Below are 22339 nucleotides of genomic sequence, written 5' to 3'. Positions count from 1 at the left end.
GGTCAGCGGTCCGCGCCGAGCGCGGCTCGGACCAGGGCGTCCAGGTCCATGTCGGCCACGGCCAGGTCGTCCTCGTCGTCCTCGTCGTGGTCGGCGTCGTCGCCCGCGTCGGGGCCGGCGCCGCCGTCGTCCGGGTCGTCGCCGAGGGCGAGCAGGGCGTCCAGCAGGCCGAGGTCGCGCAGCCGGTCCAGCGGCACGGTCGCCAGCAGCGCCCGCACCCGGCCCTCCTCGTCGTCCGGGCCCTCGTCATCCCGGCCGACGGGCGCCGGCACGTCGGCGAGCCCCCGGTGCAGGTGCTCGGCGAGGGCCAGCGGGGTGGGCTGGTCGAACACCAGCGTCGCCGCGAGGGTCAACCCGGTCAGCGCGGCCAGCCGGTCGCGCAGCTCGACCGCGGTGAGCGAGTCGAACCCGAGGTCGGTGAACGTCCGGTCGGCCGCGACGCGGTCCGCGCCGCTGTGCCGCAGCACGTCGGCCACCTCGGCGCGCACCAGCGACAGCAGCAGCTGCCGCCGCCCGGCCTCGGGCACGGCCGCCAAGCGGGACCGCAGGTCGGCGGCGGCGGTGTGCGCGGGCCGCCCGGCGCCGGTCAGGTCGGCGGTGAGGGCGTCACCGCGCACCGAGCCGTAGCGCTCCCAGTCGATGTCGGCGACCACGGCGCTCGGCGCGTCTTCGAGCACCAGGGCGCGCAGCACCTCCACGGCCCGGCGCGGCGCCATCGGCAGCGCCCCGGACCGGCGGGCGGCTTCGCGCGCGGCCGGGTCGTCGGCCATGCCGCCGCCGTCCCACGCGCCCCACGCCACGGACGTCGCGGCGTGCCCGGCGGCGCGGCGGCGGTGGGCCACGGCGTCGAGGGCGGCGTTGGCGGCGGCGTAGTTGCCCTGCCCGGCGTTGCCCAGGACCGCCGACGCCGACGAGAACAGCGCGAACACCGCGAGGTCGCGGTCCCGGGTCAGCTCGTCCAGGTTGCGCGCGGCGGTGAGCTTGGCGCGGAACACGGTGGCGAACCGGTCCGGCGTGAGCCCGTCGAGCAGGCCGTCGTCCAGCACGCCCGCCGCGTGCACGACCCCGGTCAGGTCGGGCAGGTCGGCCAGCACGCGGGTCAGGGCGTCGCGGTCGGCGGCGTCGCACGCCACCAGATCCACCCGCGCGCCCGACGCGGTCAGCTCGGCCCGCAGGTCGTCGGCGCCCGGCGCGTCCGGCCCGCTGCGGCTGAGCAGCACGAGGCGCCGCGCGCCCGCCTCGACCAGACCTCGGGCGACGTGCCCGCCGAGCGCGCCCGTGCCGCCGGTGACCAGCACGGTCCCGGTCGGCTCCCAGGCGCCGGCGGACGCGGCGGCCGACCGCACGAGCCGCCTGCCGCGCGCCGTCGTGCCGCGCACCGCCACCCGGTCCTCCACGCCGGTCGCCAGCACGGCGGCCAGCACGGGCCCGGCGGCCGGGTCCCACTCGACGGGCAGGTCGACCACGCCGCCCCACCGGTCGGGGCGTTCGGCGGCGGCCACCCCGGCCAGGCCCCACACGGCCGCGCCGGCGACGGTGGGCGTCTCGTCGCCGACCGCCACCGCGCCCCGCGTGACGCACCACAGCGGGACGTCGCCGAGGTCGCGCAGCAGGGCGGCGGTGTCGAGCACGGCGGCCGGCACGCCGTCGCGCTCGGACCCGTCCACCGCGAAGAACAGCGCGGTGGCGCCGTCCGGCACGTCGCCGGCGGCGGGCACCACCTCGACCTCGGGCAGCGCGGCCAGCACGTCGGCGACCCACGGGTCCCCGGCGTCCGGCGCGACCGCCACCAGCCGGTCGGGTCGGGCGGCGGGCAGGTCGAGCGGCGCCCAGTCCAGGCCGTAGCGCCAGCCCGACGCGGGGTCGGCGGTCGGCACGGCGTCCTTCGGCCAGAACCGCTCGCGCTGGAACGCGTAGGTCGGCAGCGCGCCCCGGCGGGCCCGGCGGCCACCGTGGAACACCGCCCAGTCCACGGCCACGCCGTGCGCGTGCAGGCGGGCCAGCGCCTCGGTCACCGCGACCGGCTCGGACCGGTCGACGCGCAGCGCGGGCACCGCCACCGCCTCCGGCAGCACCTGCCGCACCGCGCCGGACAGCGACCCGTCCGGGCCGAGTTCCACGAACACGTCGGCCCGCGCCCCGGCGACCGCGTCGGCGAACCGCACGGTGGCCCGCACCTGGTCGACCCAGTAGCGGGGGTCGGCGTGGTCGGCGCCGACCGCGACCGTCGACACGATCGGAATCCTCGGCGACGAGAACCGCAGTCCGGCGACGACCTCGGCGAACTCGGCCAGCATCGGCTCCATCAGGGCCGAGTGGAACGCGTGGCTCACCCGCAGGGCGCGGGTCTTGCGCCCGTCGGCGGCGAGCCGGTCGGCGACCGCCGCGACCTCCTCGGCGACACCGGACAGCACGACCGACTCCGGCCCGTTCACCGCCGCGAGCGCCACGCCGGCGGTGAGCAGCGGCGCCACCTCGGCCTCGGTCGCCCGCACGGCCACCATCGCGCCGCCGACCGGCAGCGCCTGCATGAGCCGGCCGCGCGCGGCCACCAGCCGGGCGGCGTCGGGCAGGGTCAGCACCCCGGCGACGTGCGCGGCGGCGACCTCGCCGACCGAGTGGCCGACCAGCACGTCCGGCCGCACGCCCCAGGACCCCAGCAGCCGCGCCAGCGCCACCTGGAAGGCGAACAGCGCCGGCTGGGCGTTCCCGGTGAGGTGCAGGTCGTCGGAGGCCGGCACCTCGCGCAGCGGTCGGTCCAGCTCGGGGTCGAGCAGGGCGGCGACCTCGTCCAGCGCGTCGGCGAACACCGGGAACCGGGCGGCCAGCCCGAGCCCCATGCCGACCCGCTGCGCGCCCTGCCCGGCGAACACCCAGGCCCGCACGGGCTCGCGCGCGGCGACCACACCGGTCGAGCGCCCCTCGGCCAGCGCCGTGAGGCCGCGCGCCAACTCGTCCCGGTCGCCGCACACGACGGCCGCGCGGTGCGGCAGGTGCGCGCGGGAGCGGGCCGAGGCGACGGCCAGGTCCGCGAGGTCCACGTGGTCGAGTTGCCCGAGCAGCCGGGCCGCCTGGCCGCGCAACGCCTCCGGGCTCCGCGCCGACAGCAGCACGGGCAGCGGCCCGTCGACCTCGGCAGCGGACTCCGGTCGTGCGGGCTCCGGCTGTGCGGGCGGAGCCTGCTCCACGACGACGTGCGCGTTGGTGCCGCTCGCGCCGAACGACGACACGCCGGCCCGGCGCGGCGCGCCCGTCTCCGGCCACGCCACCGGCTCGGTCAGCAGGGCCACCTCGCCCGCCGTCCAGTCCACGTGCGACGACGGCGCGTCCACGTGCAGGGTGCGGGGCACGAGCCCGTGCCTCATGGCCTGCACGACCTTGATCACCCCGGCGATGCCGGACGCCGCCTGGGTGTGCCCGAGGTTCGACTTGACCGAGCCCAGCAGCAGCGGGCGCTCGCGGTCCTGGCCGTAGGTCGCCAGCACCGCCTGCGCCTCGATCGGGTCACCCAGCGTCGTGCCGGTGCCGTGCGCCTCCACCACGTCCACATCGGACGGTCGCAGCCCGGCGTCGGCCAACGCGGCCCGGATCACCCGCTGCTGGGACGGCCCGTTCGGGGCCGTGAGCCCGTTCGACGCGCCGTCCTGGTTCACCGCCGACCCGCGCACCACGGCCAGCACCTCGTGCCCGTTGCGCCGCGCGTCCGACAGCCGCTCCAGCACCAGCACCGCGACGCCCTCGGACCAGCCGACGCCCTCGGCCGACTCGGCGAACGACCGGCACCGGCCGCCCGCCGCGAGCCCGCCCTGGTGGGTGAACTCCTCGAACGCGATCGGCGTGGACATCACGGTCACACCGCTCGCCAGCGCCAGCGACGACTCCCCCGACCGCAACGACCGGGCCGCCAGGTGCAACGCCACCAACGACGACGAGCACGCCGTGTCGACGGTCATCGCCGGACCTTCCAGCCCGAACACGTACGACACCCGACCGGACAGCACGCTCGCCGCGTTGCCCGCGAGCAGGTGCCCGCGCAGGTCGGCGGGCGGCCGGTAGTCCGCGCCGGTCGAGCCGACGAACACGCCCGTGGTCGAGCCGCGCAGGTCGCCGGGGTCGACGCCCGCGTCCTCCAGGGCCTCCCACGACGTCTCCAGCAGCAGCCGCTGCTGCGGGTCCATCGACAGCGCCTCGCGCGGCGAGACGCCGAAGAAGTCGGCGTCGAACAGCGGCGCGTCGTAGAGGAAGCCGCCTTCGGCCGCCGCGCTGGTGGTGCGCAGCGAGGCGAGGTCCCAGCCCCGGTCGGTCGGGAACCCGCCGACCGCGTCCCGGCCCTCCTCGACCAGCCGCCACAGCCCGTCGGCGTCGACCACGCCACCGGGGAAGCGGCACGCCATGCCGACGATCACAACGGGGTCGTCGGAGACCTCGCGCGGACCGTCGACCTCCTCGGGGGTCGGGTCGCCGAGCAGCGCGGTGACCAGGTGGTCGCGCAGCGACTCGGGCGTGGGGTGGTCGAACACAACCGTCGCGGGCAGCGCCAGGCCGGTCGCGGCGGTGAGCCGGTCCCGCAGCTCGACCGCCGTCAGCGAGTCGAACCCCAGGTCGCGGAACGCCCGGTCGGCCGGGACGGCCGCGGCCGACCCGTGGTCCAGGACCGCGGCCACGGCGGCGCGCACGGTGTCCAGCAGCTCGCGGGCGACCTGCTCGCGCGGCCGGTCCCGGACGTCCTCCCCGAGGTCCGCGGCGATCCGCACACCGGGGACCTCGGAGAGGACGCGCGCGCCGACCGGGCGCGGGGGGATGCGCCCCCAGTCGACGTCGGCGACCACGACGTCACCGCCGGCGGTCGCGAGCGCGGTCACGGCGGTCGGGCCGTGCAGCGGGGTGAGCCCGGCGCGGCGCAGCCGGTCGGCCGACGCCGACCCGGCCCACGGCGACCAGGACACGACGGTCGCGGGCAGGCCGAGCGCGCGGCGGCGCTCGGCGACCGCGCGCAGGCGGGCGTCGGCGACCGCGTCGTCGGCGTGGCCGGTCACGCCCCACACCCCGGCGATCGTGGTGGGCAGCGCGAACAGGACCAGGTCGTGGTCGCGGGTCAGCTCGTCCAGGTGGACCGCGCCCTCCCAGCGACCGGCCGCGTGCACGACGCCGGTGAGGGCGCGCGCGGACACCACGGCCGCCAGGGCGTCCCGGTCGGTGACGTCGCAGGCGACGGACTCGGCGGTCGCGCCCAGCGCCTCGACCTCGCGGACCAGGGCGTCGGCGTCACCGGAGCGGGTGAGCAGCACCAGGTGCGGCACACCCCGTTCGGCGAGCCACCGCGCGGCGGCCGACCCGACGGCGCCGGTGGCTCCGGTCACCAGCACGGCGCCCTGCGGCAACGGCGCTTCGGCCGTCGTCGTGACGGGCGCCAGGCGTTGGGCGTGCAGCCCGTCGGACCGCACGGCCACGGCGTCCTCGCCCGCGGTGAGGGCGGCGGCGACCAGGGCGGGGTCGGCGTCGGCCGACACGTCCAGCACACCGCCCCAGCGGCCGGCGTGCTCCAGCGCGGCGACCCGGCCGAAGCCCCACAGCGCGGCCTGCGCCGGGTCCGTCGCGGCGTCCCGCGTCACGCACCACACCGGGCGGTCGCCGGCGAGGAGCGCGGTCGTGCCCGCCACGTCCAGGAACGACAGCACGCCCTCGTGGTCGCCGGACGTGACGACGTCGAGCGGCAGGGAGTCGAGCAGCGGGCGCACCCAGTCCGGCGGGTCCTCCGGCAGCGCGGCCAGCCACCGGCCGGTCGGCGCGGTCCCGGCGGGCACCGGCCGCCACTCCAGCCGGTGGTGGTCGCGGGCCCGCCGCCTGCCGCCCAACGCGGCCAGCGCCGAGTCGAGGGCGTCGCGGTCCAGGTCCAGCTCGGCGGCCAGGTCCGCCACGTCCGCGGGGTCGAGGGCGGTCGAGGGCGTCGGCTCCGGCCAGTAGGCGGTCCGCTGGAACGGGTAGGTCGGCAGGTCGACCAGCCGGCCGCCGGCGACCCACTCCGACCAGTCCACGGCGACCCCGCGCACGTGGGCGCGGCCGAGGGCGGCGGCCAGCGCGACCACCTCGTCCCGGTCGCGCCGCAGCAGCGGCGCCACCTCGGCGGCCGGCGCGCTCTCCCGGGCCACCCCGGCGAGCGAGCCGTCCGGCCCGACCTCCAGCAGCGTCACCGCGCCGGCGGCGGCCACGGCGTCGGCGAACCGCACCGTCGCGCCCACCTGCCGCACCCAGTAGTCGGCGTCGAACGCCGTGTGCGGCCGACCGGTCACCGTGGACACGACCGGGATGCGCGGCTCGTGCGCGGTCACCCCGGCGGCGACCTCGGCGAACTCCGCCAGGACCGGCTCGACCAGCGGCGAGTGGAAGGCGTGGGACACGGCGAGCCGCTTGGTGCGCCTGCCCTCCCGCTCCCACCGCCGCGCGAGGGCCGTCACGGCGTCCTCGACGCCGGACAGCACCACCGAGCGCGGACCGTTCACCGCGCCCAGCACGACCCCGTCACCCAGGAACGGCGTGACCTCGTCCTCCGACGCGTCCACCGCGACCATCGCCCCGCCGGGCGGCAGCGCGGCCATCAGCCGGCCGCGCGCGGCGACCAGCCGGCCCGCGTCCGCCAGCGACAGCGCCCCGGCCGCGTGCGCGGCGGCGAACTCGCCGACCGAGTGCCCCACCAGCACGTCCGGCCGCACGCCCCACGACTCCAGCAGCCGGAACAGCGCCACCTCGAACGCGAACAGCGCCGGCTGCGCGAACTCCGTGCCCGCCAGCCGCTCCGCGTCGTCCAGCACGTCCCGGGTGAGCCCCGTCGCGGCCAGCGCCCCGTCCAGCGCGTCGGCGAACGCCGGGAACCTCGCGGCCAGCCCGAGCCCCATGCCGACCCGCTGCGCGCCCTGACCGGCGAACAGCAGCGCCAGCGGTCCCCCGACCGGCGTCCCGGCGGCGACCTCGCGCACCTCGCCGGCCCCGGCGAGCAGCACCACGCGGTGGTCGAAGTCCGACCGACCGGTCACGAGGGTGTGGCCGACGTCGAGCGGGTCGGCGTCGACGTCCCCGAGGCGGGCCACGGCGGCGCGCACCGCGTCCTCGGACCGGGCCGACACCGGCCACGGCACCGGACCGGCCGCCCCGACGCGCGACGGCCGGACGACCTCCGGCGCGTCGAGCACGACGTGCGCGTTGGTGCCGCTCACGCCGAACGACGACACACCGGCCCGCCGCACGCGACCGGTCTCCGGCCACGGCGTCGCCCCGGTCACCACCTCGACCGCACCGCTGGTCCAGTCGACGTGCGACGACGGCTCGGTCACGTGCAGGGTCGGCGGCACGACGCCGTGCCGCATCGCCAGCACCACCTTCATCACCCCGGCGACCCCGGCGGCGGCCTGGGTGTGCCCGATGTTGGACTTGACCGAACCCACCAGCAGCGGGCGCTCGCGGTCCTGGCCGTAGGTGGCCAGCAACGCCTGCGCCTCGATCGGGTCGCCGAGCGCCGTGCCGGTGCCGTGCGCCTCCACCACGTCCACTTCGGACGGTCGCAGGCCGGAGTTGGCCAGCGCCTGCCGGATCACGCGCTGCTGCGACGGGCCGTTGGGCGCGGTCAGGCCGTTCGACGCGCCGTCCTGGTTCACCGCCGACCCGCGCAGCACGGCCAGCACCTCGTGCCCGTTGCGCCGCGCGTCGGACAGCCGCTCCAGCACCAGCACGCCCGCGCCCTCGGCCCACGCGGTGCCGTCGGCGCTGTCGGAGAACGCCTTGCACCGGCCGTCCGCGCTGAGCAGGCCCTGCCGGCTGAACTCGGTGAAGATCCACGGGGTCGCCATCACGGACACGCCGCCGACCAGCGCCAGCCCGGACTCGCCGGAGCGCAGCGACTGCGCGGCCAGGTGCATCGCGACCAGCGACGCCGAGCACGCCGTGTCGACGGTGACCGCGGGCCCCTCCAGGCCGAGCGCGTAGGACACCCGGCCGGACACGACGCTGCCCGCGATCCCGGTGCCCACGTGCCCGTCGCGCTCCACGCCGGACCCGAGCAGCAGGTTCCCGTAGTCCTGGCCGTTCGTGCCGACGAACACGCCCGTGTCGCCGCCGCGCAGGCCCGCCGGGTCGATGCCGGCCCGCTCCAACGCCTCCCACGCGGTCTCCAGCAGCAGGCGCTGCTGGGGGTCCATCGCCAGCGCCTCGCGCGGCGAGATGCCGAAGAACCCGGCGTCGAACGCGCTCACGTCGCGCAGGAAGCCGCCGGCCCGGGTGGTGCTGCCGCGCAGCGCCTCCGCCGACCAGCCGCGGTCGGTCGGGAACGGGCCGATCGCGTCCCGCCCGCCGATCAGCAGCTCCCAGTACGCCTCGGGGCTGTCCACGCCGCCGGGCAGCCGGCACGCCATGCCGACGATCGCCACCGGCTCGTCCGCGGTCACGGCGGCACGCGGCCGCTCGGGCTCGGCGGCGGTCCCGCCGAGCAGGGTCTGCAGGTGGGCGACCAGCTCGGCCGGGGTCGGGTGGTCGAACACGGTGGTGGCGGGCAGGTTCACGCCCAGCACGCGCGCCAGGCCGTTGCGGAACTCCAGCGCGGTCAGCGAGTCGAAGCCCAGGTCGCGGAACCGGCCGTGCGGGTCGACCGCGCCGGGGTCGGCGTGCCCGAGGACGGCGGCGGCGCGTTCCCGGACGGCGGCCATCAGGTCGGGGACCGCGGCGGTCCCGGCGACCGGCTCGGCCTTCGCGGGCAGCAACCCGCCGACGAACCGCGCGGACCTCGGCCGCGCGCCGGCGGCCTGCCAGCGCGCCCAGTCGATGTCGGCCACGGCCAGCGTGGTCTCGTCGGCGGCGAGCGCGCCCCACAGCGCCTCCACGGCGTGCCCGGCGGCCATCGCGCCGAACCCGTCGCGGCGGGCGCCCGCGTCGACCTGCGCGGTGTCGGCGGCCATGCCGATCTCCGCCCAGCGGCCCCAGGCGACCGAGGTCGCGGACCGCCCGGCGGCTCGGCGGTTCTCGGCCACCGCGTCCAGGGCGGCGTTCGCGGCGGCGTAGTTGCCCTGGCCGGGGTTGCCGAGCGTGCCCGCCATGCTGGAGAACAGCACGAACGCGGCCACGTCCCGGTCGCGGGTCAGCTCGTCCAGGTGCCGGGCGGCGTCCACCTTGGTCCGCCACACGGCGTCGAACCGGTCGGGTGTGAGGGCGTCCAGCACGCCGTCGTCCAGCACGCCCGCCGCGTGCACGACCACCTCGGGCTCGTGCTCGGCGAGCAGCGCGGCCACCGCGTCCCGGTCGGCCACGTCGGCGGCCACGACCCGCAGGTCCACGCCGTCGAGCTCGGCGCGCAGCGCGGCCACCCCCGGCGCGTCCGGTCCACTGCGGCTCACCAGCACCAGGCGGTCCGCGCCGGCGGCGGCGAACCGGCGGGCGACGTGCGCGCCGAGCGCGCCCGTGCCGCCGGTGATCAGCACCGGACCGGTGGGCACCGGGCGGACGGCCGTGCGGCGCGGCGCGCGGACCAACCGGCGGCCCAGGACCCGGCCCGACCTGATGGCGGCCTCGTCCTCCCCCGCCGCGCCGGTCAGCACGGCGGCCAGCAGACCCGCGTCCACCTCGCCGGGCGGCACGTCCACCAGCCCGCCCCAGCGGTCGGGGTGCTCCAGGCCGACCACGCGGCCGAGGCCCCACACGGCGGCCTGCTCCGGGTCGGCCGGCGCGTCACCGGTGTTCACGCCGCCGCGGGTCAGGCACCACAGCGGCGCGGTGGTGCCGGCGTCGCCGAGCGCCTGCACGAGCGCGGTGGTCGCCACGACCGGGTCGGGGCCGGCGGCCAGCAGGGACAGCACGCCCGCCGGTTCCAGCCCCGCCACCGCCCCGGCGAGGGTCGCCCGGTCGCCGCCGGGCACCAGCACGGCGTCCCCGAGCAGCGCGGTCGCCCACGCCGTGTCGACGCCCTCGGGCGCGACGACCACCCAGCGACCGGTCGCCGACCCGGGAGCCACCGGCACGGGCGTCCAGTCGACCCGGTAGCGCCAGCTGTCGACGGTCGCGCCGACCTGGTCGGCCACGTCCGGCACGGGCCAGTAACGCTCGTGCCGGAACGCGTAGGTCGGCACCTCCGCGGGCGCGACGCCGGGCACGAGGACGTCCCAGCGCACCGGCACGCCCGCCACCCACGCCTCGGCCACCGACCGCAGCAGCCGGTCCGCGCCGCCTTCGCCGCGTCGCAGCGAACCGACCACCACGGCGTCGTCGCCGGCCACGTCCCGCACGCTCATCGACAGCACCGGGTGCGGCCCGACCTCCACGAACACCTTGCGGCCGGCCGCCCGCACCGCGCCCTGGAAGTCGACCCGCTCGCGCAGGTTGCGGAACCAGTAGTCGGCGTCCAGGCCGGCCGTGTCGAGGGCCGCGCCGAGCACGCCCGAGTAGAAGTCCACGTCGGTCGACGCGGGCGCGAGACCGCGCAGGGCCTCCGCCAGCGCGTCGCGCACCTCGTCCACCCCGGACCAGTGCGACGCGTAGTCGACCGGGATGCGACGGGCCCGCACGTCCCGCGCGACCAGCGACGCCACCAGCTCGTCCAACGCCTCCACGTCACCGGACAGCACCACCGCGCGCGGCCCGTTGACCGCCGCGACGCCCACCCGGTCGTCGATCAGGGCCTCCACCTCGGCCACCGGCAACGCCACCGACGCCATGCCGCCGCGACCGGACAGCACCTCGGCCACCACGCGGCTGCGCAGCGCCACCACCCGCGCCGCGTCGTCCAGGGACAGCGCGCCCGCCACGCAGGCCGCCGCGATCTCGCCCTGCGAGTGGCCGACGACCCCGGCGGGCGGCACGCCGAGCGACCGCCACACCTCGGCCAGCGACACCATGACCGCCCACAGCACCGGCTGCACCACGTCGACCCTCGCCAGCGCGTCCTCGTCGGCCAGCACGTCGAGCACCGACCAGTCGACGTGCCGCGACAGCGCCGCGTCGCACTCGCGCAGCCGGTCCGCGAACACCCGCGACGACGCGACCAGGTCCAGCGCCATGCCGACCCACTGGCCGCCCTGGCCGGGGAACACGAACACGGCCTCGCCGCGGTCGGCCGCCGTGCCGAGCACCGCCGCCGGGTCCTCGCCGCCCCGCGCCAGGCTCGCCAGCGCGCGGCACCGCTCGTCGTGGTCGACGCCGAGCACGACGGCGCGGTGCTCGAAGCCGGACCGCCCGGCCAGCGCCGCGGCCACGGCCGCCGGGTCCAGTCCGGGACGGGCCCGCACGGCGTCCAGCAGCCGGGCCGCCTGGGCGCGCAGCGCGTCCTCCGTGCGACCGGACAGCACCCACGGCGCCGGCCCCGCCACGGGGGCCGGCTCGCCGACCGGCGCCACGACGGCGGGCGGCTGCTCCAGCACGACGTGCGCGTTCGTGCCGCTGATGCCGAACGCCGAGACGCCGATCCGGCGCGGCGCGCCCGTGCGCGGCCACGGGCGGTCGGCGTGCAGCAGCTCGACCGCGCCCGCCGACCAGTCGATGCGCGAGGACGGGTTGTCCGCGTGCAGGGTGCGCGGCAGCACGCCGTGCCGCATCGCGTAGATCGCCTTGACCACGCCCGCGACGCCCGCCGCGGCCTGGGTGTGGCCGATGTTGGACTTCACCGAACCCAGCCACAGCGGCTCGGTGCGGTCACGGCCGTAGGTGGCCAGCAGGGCGTGCGCCTCGATCGGGTCGCCCAGCGGCGTGCCCGTGCCGTGCGCCTCCACGGCGTCCACTTCGGACGGTTCCAGGCCCGCGTCGGCCAGCGCCGCCCGGATCACCCGCTGCTGCGCGCGGCCGTTGGGCGCGGTCATGCCGTTGGACGCGCCGTCGGAGTTGATCGCGGTGCCGCGCACGACGGCCAGCACCCGGTGCCCGTTGGCGATCGCGTCGGCCAGCCGCTCGACCAGCAGCACGCCGACGCCCTCGGCCATGCCGAACCCGTCGGCCTCCTCGCCGAACGCCCGGCAGCGGCCGTCCACCGACAGCGCGCGCTGCCGGCTGAACCCGGTCAGCGTCTCCGGCGACGTCATGACCGTGGCGCCGCCCGCCAGGGCCAGGTCGCACTCGCCGGAGCGCAGCGACCGCGCGGCCAGGTGCAGCGCGACCAGCGCCGACGAGCAGCCGGTGTCGAGGGTGAGGGCGGGGCCCTCGGCGCCGAGGAGGTAGGCGACGCGGCCGGACAGGATGCTGGTCGCGCGGCCGGTGAGCAGGTGGCCCTCGTAGCCGTCCTCGTTGGTCAGGACACCGGTGGCGTAGTGCTGGTAGGCCGCGCCGAGGAAGACGCCGGTGCTGCTGCCGCGCACCGAGCGCGGGTCGACGCCGGCGTGCTCCAACGCCTCCCACGAGGTCTCCAGCAGCAGCCGCTGCTGCGGTTCCATCGCGACGGCCTCGCGCGGCGAGATGCCGAAGAACGCCGCGTCGAAGTCGCCCGCCTCGGGCAGGAACGCGCCGCGCGCGGTGTAGGTGCGGCCGGGGCGGTCCGGGTCGGGGTCGTAGAGCCCGGCGACGTCCCAGCCCCGGTCGGCCGGCAGGTCGCCGACCACGTCCGCGCCCGCCGCCACCAGGTCCCACAGCTGCTCGGGCGCGGTGACGCCGCCGGGGAACCGGCAGCCGACGCCGACGATGGCCACCGGCTCGTCGTTCGCCTCGCGCACGACGGTGGCGACGGCCCGGTCCTCGCCCAGCAGCAGCACGCGCAGGTGGTCGGCCAGCTCGGCCGGGCTGGGGAAGTCGAAGACGACCGTGCTGGGCAGCGTCAGGCCGGTGCGGGCGTTGAGCCGGTTGCGCAGGTCGACGGCCATCACGGAGTCGAACCCGACCTCGCGGAACGCGCGGTCCTCGGCCACGGCGGAGTCGTCGCGGTGCCCGAGGGCGGCGGCGGCCTCGCCGCGCACCAGCTCGCGCAGCGCGCGGTCCCGTTCGGCGCGCGGCAGCGCGCGCAGGCTCGCGACCAGGTCGGAGTCGTCGCGCGCCGGTTCCGGGGCGACGCGCAGCGCGCGGACCTCGGGGACCTCGTCGAACAGGGCGTTCGGGCGGCCGGTGGTGAACACGGCGTGGAACGTCGGCCAGTCCACGTCGGCGACGGCGGGCACGGTCTCGTCGGCGTCCAGCACGCCGCCGAGCGCGGCCAGCGCGAGGTCGACGTCCAGGAACGGCAGGCCGCTGCGGCGCACCTGCTCGGGGTCGACGTCCGGGCGGTTCATCGTGCGCTCGTCGGCCCAGATGCCCCAGCGCACGGACACGCCGGTCAGGCCGCGGGCGCGGCGGTGCTCGGCGAGCGCGTCGAGGTAGGCGTTGCCCGCCGCGTACGCGCCGTGGTCGCCGCTGCCCCACAGGCCCGCGATCGAGCTGAACAGCACGAACGCGTCCAGGTCGGCGGGCAGCAGCGCGTCGAGGTTGGCCGCGCCGGCGACCTTGGCGTCCACCACGGCGGCGAAGTCGGCCAGGGAGGTGTCGGCGAGCATGCCCAGCTCGGTGAGCGCGGCGGCGTGGAACACCGACCGCACCTCGCGGCCGTCGGCCGCCAACCGCGCCAGCAGGGCGGCCACGGCGTCCCGGTCGCCCACGTCGCACACCGGGAACTCGACCTCGGCGCCCAGCGCTTCCAGCTCGGCCTCCAGCCCGGCGTCCACGCCGCGACGACCGACGACGACGAGGTGTTCCGCGCCGTTGCGGGCCAGCCACCGGCACAGGTGCGGGCCGAGCGCGCCGGTGCCGCCGGTGACCAGCACCGTGCCGCGCGGGGCGTACTCGCGGACGCGGTCGGCCGCGCCCGCCCGCACCAGGCGGCGCGCGTGCAGGCCGGTCGGGCGGACGGCGACCAGGTCGGCGGGTTCGGCGAGCGCGGCGCGCAGCAGGGCCGCGGTGTGCTCGTCCAGGCGGTCGGGCAGGTCGAGGCAGCCGCCGAAGCGCGCGGGGTGTTCGAGGGCGGCGACCCGGCCGACGCCGAGCACCTGCGCCTGCACGGGCGAGGTCAGCGGGTCGTGCGCGCCGGTCGACACCGCGCCGCGGGTCAGCAGCCACAGCGGCGCGTCGCCGCCGGCGTCGCCCAGCGCCTGCACCAGGGCGACGGTGAGCGCCAGGCCGGTCGCCAGCGCCGGGTGCGCGGGGTGCGGCTCCTCGGCGGCGGCCAGCAGCGAGACGACGCCGGACAGGCCGGTGACGTCGCCCAGCCGGTCGGCGAGCACGGCGCGGTCGTGGCAGTCGGCGTCGAGCACGACCACCCGGACGTCGACCCCGCCGGCGCGCAGGGCGTCGGCGACCTCGGCGGCAGTGTCCTGGGCGGCCTGGGCAGCCTGGGCGGCGGTGTCCTCGGCGGCGGTGACCACGAGCCACGCGCCGGTGAGCGCGGCGGGCCGGGCCCTGGGCAGCGCGCGCCAGACCTCCCGGTACCGCCAGTTGTCCACTGTGGACTGCTCGCCGCGCCTGCGCCGCCACGCGGTCAGCGCGGGCAGCACCTCGGCCAGCGCGGGCCGGCGGTCGGCGTCCAGGTCCAGCAGGGCGGCCAGCTCGCCCGCGTCGGCCCGCTCCACCGCGGACCACAGGCCGGCGTCGGCGGGGTCGACCGCGGTCGACGGGTCGGCGGGGCTCACCCAGTAGTGCTCGTGCTCGAACGCGTAGGTGGGCAGCACCGCGAGCCCGTCGCCGGGCACGGTCGCCGCCCAGTCCACCGGCACGCCGGCCGTGTGCGCCTCGGCGGCGGCCAGCAGCAGTCGCGTGGCGTCGCCGTCGTCGCGGCGCAGGGTGCCGAGCACCACGGCGTCCGGCCCGGCGACGTCCTGCACGCTCGCGGTGAGCACGGGGTGGGGGCTCACCTCGACCAGCACGGTGTGCCCGTCGGCCACCGCGGCCCGCACGGCCGCCTCGAACTCGACCCGCTCGCGCAGGTTGCGGTACCAGTAGGCGGCGTCCAGGCCGGAGGTGTCCAGCGCGCCACCGGTCACCGCGGAGTAGAACGCGATGCCGGACGCGGTGGGCGCGACCGGCGCGAGCACGTCCGCCAGCCGCTGCTCGATCGCGTCGACCCCGGCGAAGTGCGAGGCGTAGCTGACCGGGATGCGACGGGCCCGCACGTCCCGCGCGACCAGCGACGCCACCAGCTCGTCCAGCGCGTCGACCTCGCCGGACAGCACCACCGCGCGCGGCCCGTTGACCGCCGCGATGCCCACCCGGTCGTCGATCAGGGCCTCCACCTCGGCCACCGGCAACGCCACCGACGCCATGCCGCCGCGGCCCTCCAGCGCCTCGGCGATGGCCCGCGCCCGCAGCGCGACGACCCGCGCGCCGTCGTCCAGGGACAGCGCGCCCGCCACGCACGCGGCGGCGATCTCGCCCTGCGAGTGGCCGAGCACGGCGTCCGGCTCGACGCCCAGCGCGCGCCACGCGGCGGCCAGCGACACCATCACGGCCCACAGCGCGGGCTGCACGACGTCCACCCGCTCCAGCGCCGCCGCGTCACCGAGCACGTCGAACAGCGACCAGTCGACGTGCGCGGACAACGCCTCGTCGCACTCCCGCAGCCGCCGCGCGAACACCGGGGACGACTCGGCCAGGTCCAGCGCCATGCCGACCCACTGCGCGCCCTGGCCGGGGAACACGAACACCACGGAGCCGGGCGTGCCGGCCTCGCCGCGGACCAGCGCGCCGTGCGGCCGGTCGTCGGCCAGCGCGTGCGCGGCGTCCCGGTCGAGCAGCACGGCCCGGTGGTCGAACGACGCGCGCCGCAGCAGGGACCGGGCGACCGCGTCGGCGGGCACGTCGGGGTGCGCGTCCAGCCAGGACGCCAACCGCGACGCCTGGCCGCGCAGCGCGGCGGGCGTGCGGGCCGACAGCACCCACGGCGTGGACCGCACCACCGGTTCCGCGGCGGGGACGGCCGCGGCGGCGGGCGGTTCCTCGATCACGACGTGCGCGTTCGCGCCGCTCAGGCCGAACGACGACACACCGGCCCGGCGCGGCCTCCCGGCGGGCTCCCACGGCACGGCCTCGCGCAGCAGCCGGATCGAGCCCTCGGACCAGTCGACGCGGGTGGTGGGCGTGTCGGCGTGCAGGGTGCGCGGCAGCACGCCGTGGTGCATCGCCATGACCATCTTGATGACGCCGGCGATGCCCGCCGCCCACTGCGCGTGCCCGATGTTGGACTTGATCGACCCCAGCCACAGCGGCTGCTCGCGGTCCTGGCCGTAGGTGGCCATGAGCGCCTGCAGCTCGATCGGGTCGCCGAGCTTCGTGCCGGTGCCGTGCGCCTCGACGGCGTCCACCTCGGACGGCGCCAGGCGGGCGGCGGCGAGCGCGGCGCGGATCACCCGCTGCTGCGACGGGCCGTGCGGCGACGTGATGCCGTTGGACGCGCCGTCGGAGTTGACCGCCGTGCCGCGCACCACCGCCCACACCCGGTGGCCGAGTTCGCGGGCCCGCGACAGCCGTTCGACCAGCAGCACGCCGACGCCCTCGGACCAGCCGGTGCCGGCCGCGTCGTCGGCGAACGCCCGGCAGCGGCCGTCCGCCGACAGCGCGCCCTGCCTGCTGAACTCGATGAACAGCGACGGGTCGGTGAGCACCGTGACACCGCCGACCAGCGCCATGCCGCACTCCCCCGCCCGCAGCGCGGACACCGCGGAGTGCAGGGCGACCAGGGACGACGAGCACGACGTGTCGATCGTGACGGCCGGGCCCTCCAGGCCGAGGAAGTAGGCGACCCGGCCGGACGTGAAGCTCGGCGCGGTGCCGACCGCGTGCAGCCCCTCCAGGTGGGCGGCCTCCTCGGCGGTGCCGGGCGCGTACCCGGTGCCGGTGGCGCCGACGAACACCCCGGTCCGGGTGCCGCGCGCCGAGTTCGGGTCGATGCCCGCGTGCTCGAAGACCTCCCACGCCGCCTCCAGCAGCAGGCGCTGCTGCGGGTGCACGGCCAGCGCCTCGCGGGGCGGGATGTCGAAGAACCCGGCGTCGAACGCGCCCGCGTCGGGCAGGAACCCGCCGGAGCGGGTGTAGGTGGTGCCCTGGCGGGTGCGGTCGGGGTGGTGGATGCGGGCCAGGTCCCAGCCTCGGTCGGCCGGGAAGTCGCCGATCGCGTCCACGCCGTCGGCGACGACCCGCCACAGGCCCTCGGGCGAGTCCGCGCCACCGGGGTAGCGGCAGCTCATGCCGACGACGACGATCGGGTCGTCCTCGGCTTCGGCGATCGCCGGCTCGTCCGGCGCGGTCGCGGCCCCGGCGGCGCCGAACAGCTCCGCGCCCAGGTGGCGGGCGAGGGCGGCGGGGGTCGGGTGGTCGAAGACGGTCGTGGCGGGCAGCCGCAGGCCGGTGGCGGCGGCGAGGCGGTTGCGCAGGTCGACCGCGGTGAGCGAGTCGAAGCCCAGGTCGCGGAACGCCCGGTGCGGCGGCACCTGGTCGGGGTCGGCGAAGTCGAGGACGGCGGCGGCGTGCGCGGTGACGAGCCGGGCCAGCGCGCGCTCCCGATCGGCGGCGGGCAGGGCGGCCAGGGCGTCGGCGGGCGCGGCGGGGTCGGTGGCGGCGGCGCGGCGGGTCGGGCGGCGGTGGCCGCGCAGGACGCCGGGCAGGTCGGGGCGGTCGGCGAACGCGGTCGGGTCGAAGTGGGCGGGCACGACGACCGGGTCCGCGCCGGCGAGGGCCGCGTCGAACAGCGCCAGCGCGTCCCCGGTCGCCAGCGGGCGGATGCCGGTGGTGGCCAGCCGGGTCAGGTCCTGGTCGGTGAGGTGGGCGGTCAGCGCGCCGCGCAGCTCCCAGAAACCCCAGGCCAGGGCGTGCGCGGGCAGGCCGTTCGCGTGCCGGTGGGCGGCGAGGGCGTCGAGGAAGGCGTTGGCGGCGGCGTAGTTGGCCTGCCCGGCCTGACCGAGGGTCCCGGCGAGCGAGGAGAACAGGGCGAACGCGGCCAGGTCGAGGTGCGCGGTGGCCCGGTGCAGGTGCCACGCGCCGCCCGCCTTGGCGGCGAGCACGCGGGAGAGCCGGTCGTCGGTCAGGTCGGTGACCAGGGCGTCGTCCAGCACGCCCGCCGCGTGCACGACGGCGGTCAGGTCCGGGATGCCGTCGACCAGGCGGCGCACCGCGTCGGCATCGGCGACGTCGCAGGCGACGACCCGGACGTCGGCGCCTTCGAGCCCGCCCGGGACCTCGCCACCGGTGCGGCCGGTGAGCACGAGGCCGCGCACGCCGTGCCGACGCACGAGGTGGCGGGCGATCTCGCCGCCCAGCGCGCCGAGCCCACCGGTGATCAGGACCGTGCCGCCGCCGAACGACACCCCGCCGCTCGGCGTGACGCGCGCGAGCCTGCCCGCGAACACCGTGCCGCCGCGCACGACCAGCTGCGGCTCGTCCACGTCCGGCACGGCGTCCAGGTCGTCGTCGGTGTCCACGAGCACGATGCGCCCGGGGTGCTCGGCCTGCGCGCTGCGCACCAGGCCCCACACCGCACCGGCCGCGACGTCCTCGACCACGTCGCCGGGACGTGCGGCGACGGCGTTCCGCGTGACGACGACGAGCCGCCCGTCCGGCCCGGCCAGGAACTCCCGCAGCACGCCCAGCACCCGCGCGCACAACACCCCGGCCTCGGCCCCGGCGTCGTCGGACGTCGACCCGACCCGCAGCACGGTGGCCTCGACCCGGTTCCCGCCGACGGGGACCGGCGCCCACTCGACGCGGCGCAGCGCGGCGCCCGTCGTGGTCACGCCCTCGCTCCGACGCAGCACCAGGCGCTCGACCGACGCCACGGGCGCGCCCGCCGGATCGGTCACCTCCACCGCGAACCCGGTCCCGACGTCACCGGTCACGTGCACGCGCAGCGCCGTCGCGCCGGTCGCGTGCAGGTCGACACCGGTCCACGCGAACGGCAGCCCGGCGGGCCGGCCCTCGACCAGCGCGGTGACGTGCAGGGCGGCGTCGAGCAGCGCCGGGTGCAGGCCGTACCCCTCGGCCGACGCGGTCTCGGGCAGCACCACCTCGCCGAACAGCTCGTCACCCCGCCGCCACGCGGCCCGGAGCCCCCGGAACGCGGGCCCGTAGCCGAACCCGTGCGCCGCCAGCCCGTCGTGGAACCCGGTGAGGTCGACCGGTTCGGCGTCGGCGGGCGGCCACTCGCCGCTCGCCACCGGGGTCGGACCGCCGGCCGCCAGCACGCCGGACGCGTGGTGGACCCACTCGTCGCCGACGCGGGAGTGCACGTCCACGGTCCGCCGGCCGCCTTCGTCCGCGCCGACCACGACCTGCACCCGGACCCCGGGCGCGGGCACGACGAGCGGTTCGCGCAGGGTCAGCTCGGCCACCCGCGGGCAGCCGACCTCGTCACCGGCCGCCACCGCCAGCTCGACGAACGCCGTGCCCGGCAGCACCACGGCCCCGGCCACGGTGTGATCGCTCAGCCAGGGCAGCGCGGCGGGCCGCAGGCGGGTCCCGAACACCATTGTCCCCGACCCCGCCGGGCCGGTGCCCACCACCTCGATCGGCACGCCCAGCAGCGGGTGCCCCTCGGTGACGGCGACGGGTCGGGGCGCGGGCCAGTAGCGGCGGCGCTGGAAGGCGTAGGTGGGCAGGTCGGCCAGCGGACCGGCCGGCAGGGCGTCGGCCACCCGGACCGGACCGCCGCGCACCGCGAGTTCGCCCAGGGACAGCAGGAAGCGGCGCAGGCCGCCCTCGTCGCGGCGCACCGTGCCGACGGAGACGCCGGAGCCGGTCTCGGCCAGCGCCTCCGCGATACCGGCGCGCAGCACCGGGTGCGGCGCGACCTCGACCAGGAACCCGTGCCCCCCGTCGAGCAGCGCGGTCAGCGACGGTCCGAAGTGGACGGTCTGGCGCAGGTTGCGGAACCAGTAGCCGGCGTCCAGCTCGGCGGTGTCGAGCCAGTCGCCGGTCACGGTGGAGAAGAACGGCACGGTCCCGGTGCGCGGCGCGACCGGCGCGAGGTCGGCGAGCAGCCGTCGCTCCAGCTCGGCCACCTGGGCCGAGTGCGAGGCGTAGTCCACGTCCACGCGGCGGGCGCGCACGTCCCGCGCGGTCAGCTCGGCGAACACCGCGTCCAGCGCGCCGACCTCGCCGGAGACGACCACCGACGAGGGCCCGTTGACGGCGGCGATCGACACGTCGGGGTGATCGGCCAGCAGGGCTTCGACCCGCGCCGCGGGCCACGGCACCGACACCATGCCGCCGCGACCGGCCAGCCGCTCCCGGATCGCGGTGGCCCGCAGCGCCACGACGCGCGCGCCGTCCTCCAGCGACAGCCCGCCCGCGACCACGGCCGCCGCGATCTCGCCCTGGCTGTGGCCGATGACGGCGGCGGGCCGCACCCCGTGCGACCGCCACACCTCGGCCAACGACACCATCACCGCGAACAGGGCGGGCTGCACGACGTCCACGCGGTCCATCGGCGCCTCGCCGCGCAGGACGGCGGCCAGGTCCCAGTCGACGTGCGGCGCGAGGGCGCGGGCGCACTCCTCGGCGCGCTGCCGGAAGACCGGCGAGGTCTCCCACAGCTCGCGGCCCATCGCCACCCACTGGGAGCCCTGGCCGGGGAAGACGAACACGGCCTTGCCCTCGCCGTCGGCCACGCCGCTCACGACGTTGGCCGCCGCGTCACCGGCGGCGAGCGCCGCGAGGCCGGCCACCAGCTCCGCGCGGTCCGCGCCGACGACGACGGCCCGGTGGTCGAGCACCGAACGGGCGCCCGCCAATGCCCGGCCGATGTCGGCGGGATCGAGTTCGGGCCGTTCGGTCACCCACGCGTGGAGCCTGGCGGCCTGGGCGCGCAACGCCCCCTCGGTGCGGCCGGACAGCAACCACGGCACGGCGACCGGACCGACAGCGATTCCGGGCTCGGGTTCGCTTCCGGCTTCGAGTTCGGCTCCGGGCTCGGTTCCCGGTACGGGCTCGGCTTCCGGCTCGGGGGCCTGCTCCAGCACGACGTGGGCGTTCGTGCCGCTGATGCCGAACGACGACACCGCCGCCCGCCTCGGCCGCCCGGTCTCCGGCCACGGCTCGGCCTCGGTCAGCAGCCGCACCGCGCCGGCCGACCAGTCGACCCTCGTGGACGCCTCCCGGACGTGCAGCGTGCGCGGCAGCACGCCGTGCCGCATCGCCTCGATCACCTTGATCACGCCGCCGACACCGGCCGCGGCCTGCGCGTGCCCGATGTTCGACTTCAGCGACCCGAGCCGCAGCGGCTCGGCCCGCTCTCCGCCGTACACGGCCAGCAGCGCCTGCGCCTCGATCGGGTCGCCCAGCGACGTCCCGGTGCCGTGCCCCTCCACCGCGTCCACATCAGACGGCGACAGGCGGGCGTCGTCCAGGGCCGCGCGGATCACGCGCTGCTGCGACGGCCCGTTGGGCGCGGTCAGGCCGTTGGACGCGCCGTCGGAGTTGACGGCGGTGCCGCGCACGACCGCGAGCACCCGCCGCCCCTCGCGCACGGCGTCCGACAGCCGCATCAGCACCAGCACGCCGACGCCCTCGGCCCACCCGGTGCCGTCCGCGTCGTCGGCGAACGCCTTGCACCGCCCGTCGGCGGCCAGCCCGCCCTGCCGGGTGAAGTCCACGAACATCGACGGCGTGGCCATCACCGTGACGCCGCCGACCAGCGCCATGCCGCACTCGCCGGACCGCAGCGACCGCACCGCCCAGTGCAGCGCGACCAGCGACGACGAGCACGCCGTGTCCACCGTGACGGCGGGCCCCTCCAGGCCGAGCACGTACGCCAGCCGCCCGGACAGCACGCTCGTCGTGTTGCCGGTCAGCCGGAAGTCCTCCGCGTCACCGCTCACCGCCGCCGCGTAGTCCTGCGCGAACCCGCCGACGAACACCCCGGTCCGGCTGCCGCGCAACGACTGCGGGTCGACACCGGCCCGCTCGACCGCCTCCCAGGCGACCTCCAGCAGCAGCCGCTGCTGCGGGTCCATCGCCAGCGCCTCGCGCGGCGAGATCCCGAACAGCTCGGCGTCGAACTCGGCCGCGTCGTGCAGGAAGCCGCCGCGGTCGGTCGCGGACAGCTCCTTCAACGCCTCCAGGTCCCACCCGCGGTCGGTGGGGAACGGCGTGGTGGCGTCCACACCGGACGCCACCAGCCGCCACAGGCCCTCCGGGTCCTCCACCCCGCCGGGGAAGCGGCAGGCGGTGGCCACGACGGCGAGCGGTTGCCCGTCCCGCTCCTCCAGGTCCCGCACCCGCTGCTTGCTGCGCCGCAGGTCGGCGGTGGCACGGCGGAGGTAGTCCCGGAGCCGGTCTTCGTTGCCCATTCAACCCAACCCATCTCGACGGTCGACGGCGACACGAACGGGTACGCGTCCGCTCAGTCTCGATGGGTGATCGCCGGGAAATCCCT

1 protein-coding gene is annotated in these 22339 nt (G+C 77.7%); it reads right to left on the bottom strand.

The window, feature by feature from the left end; all coding sequences use genetic code 11:
- Positions 1–2 precede the first annotated feature (2 nt).
- Positions 3–22253, bottom strand: coding sequence for a type I polyketide synthase (locus AB0F89_RS22500; RefSeq protein WP_367127518.1), 22251 nt, complete (start codon positions 22251–22253; stop codon positions 3–5).
- Positions 22254–22339 lie beyond the last annotated feature (86 nt).

The organism is Saccharothrix sp. HUAS TT1, assembly GCF_040744945.1.
GTDB lineage: Bacteria > Actinomycetota > Actinomycetes > Mycobacteriales > Pseudonocardiaceae > Actinosynnema.
Note: the sequence above shows the minus strand (reverse complement) of the source record. Positions and strands in the feature narration are given on the sequence as shown.